Source organism: Hoylesella timonensis S9-PR14 (genome assembly GCF_000762405.1).
GTDB lineage: Bacteria > Bacteroidota > Bacteroidia > Bacteroidales > Bacteroidaceae > Prevotella > Prevotella timonensis_A.
On sequence record NZ_JRPQ01000111.1, the window covers coordinates 1 to 1,359 of the forward strand.

At 37.7% G+C, this 1,359-nt stretch carries 1 protein-coding gene; it reads left to right on the top strand.

Going from position 1 to position 1,359, the window contains the following annotated elements; translation table 11 throughout:
• Positions 1–133 precede the first annotated feature (133 nt).
• Positions 134–1,306, top strand: a complete 1,173-nt coding sequence (locus HMPREF9304_RS07160; protein ID WP_036927817.1) for an IS4 family transposase — start codon at positions 134–136, stop codon at positions 1,304–1,306.
• The last annotated feature ends 53 nt before the right edge of the window (positions 1,307–1,359 follow it).

Below are 1,359 nucleotides of genomic sequence, written 5' to 3' on the forward strand. Positions count from 1 at the left end.
CACTACTGTCCACGATAATCTTTTAACAATTTCTTGAAGCTCCTATAAATACAAGCTTATAGGAGATAAAATAGACTCCCTACTTTTGAAAAGAGTATCTTTGCCACAAATTACAATTTGAAAGCAGATACTTATGAACAAAGGTCGATACGTATTTTCACAGCTGTGCGACTTTCTCCCGACAGACCATTTCAAATGGTTGGTAAAAAAGTATGAAGGCAACAAATATGTGAAGAGTTTCACTTGTTGGAATCATCTGATGGTTCTTCTATTTGGTCAGTTGTCCAATCGTGAGGGATTGCGAGACCTTATTGTGACCATCACTCCATTCAAATCAGCGTTCCACCATCTTGGTTTTGGAAAGAATGTCAGTAGGAGTAATTTGAGCAAAGCTAATGAAATACGCGAAGTCAAGATATTCCAAGAGTTTGCAGACAAGATGGTTTCCATAGCAAGAGAGAAACGTGGAGTTGCCAAGGACTTCTTCATATCGAACAATGTCTATGCGTTTGACTCCTCAACAATATCATTGTGCCTTTCTGTATACTGGTGGACTAAACTGCATCATGGGAAAGGAGGAGTGAAATTGCATGAACTGTATGATGTGAAGACAGACATTCCGACATTTTCTGTCATTACAGACGCTTCAGTTCACGATTCTCAAGTAATGGAGCTAATTCCCTATGAAAAAGAGAGTTTCTACATATTTGACAGGGCGTATATGGCAACTAAGAAACTTTATATAATAGAAGGAGCAGAAGCTTACTTTGTCGTGAGAGAGAAGCATAAAATGTCGTTAGAGGTCATAGAGGATAAAGAATACAACAACCCTTCATCTGGAATTATGGCTGACCAAATTATACGTTTCAAGGGACACAAGACTAAGAAGCAATATCCAAATAAACTTCGACGAGTGGTATTCTATGACTATGATGATAATAGGACATTTGTATTTTACACGAACAATTTTGAAGTTACAGCGGAACAGGTTGCTCTGCTTTACAAATACAGATGGAGAGTAGAACTGTTCTTCAAATGGCTGAAGCAACATCTGCGCATCAAAGAGTTTTATGGAACCTCGGAGAATGCTGTGAAAATACAAATTTATGCAGCTATCATTGCATATTGTCTTGTCGTTATCGTACAAGAATGTATGGGCCTAAAGCTTCAAACCTATGATGTTCTGAGAATTTTGAGCACGGCATTGTTGACAAAAATGCCATTGTGTGACTTGCTCATTGAACAGAAAGAGGAAGAATTTACTGAAGGAAAATACCAGCAGCTCTGCCTCATTTTTGATAGATAACTATCAATTTGTTACTTTTTGAAATGTTAAAGGAATTTCGTGGACAGTAGTGA

Excerpts from the sequence above, each read along its gene's own strand:
- HMPREF9304_RS07160 (WP_036927817.1), top strand. The coding sequence starts at position 134 with ATGAACAAAGGTCGATACGTATTTTCACAGCTGTGCGACTTTCTCCCG.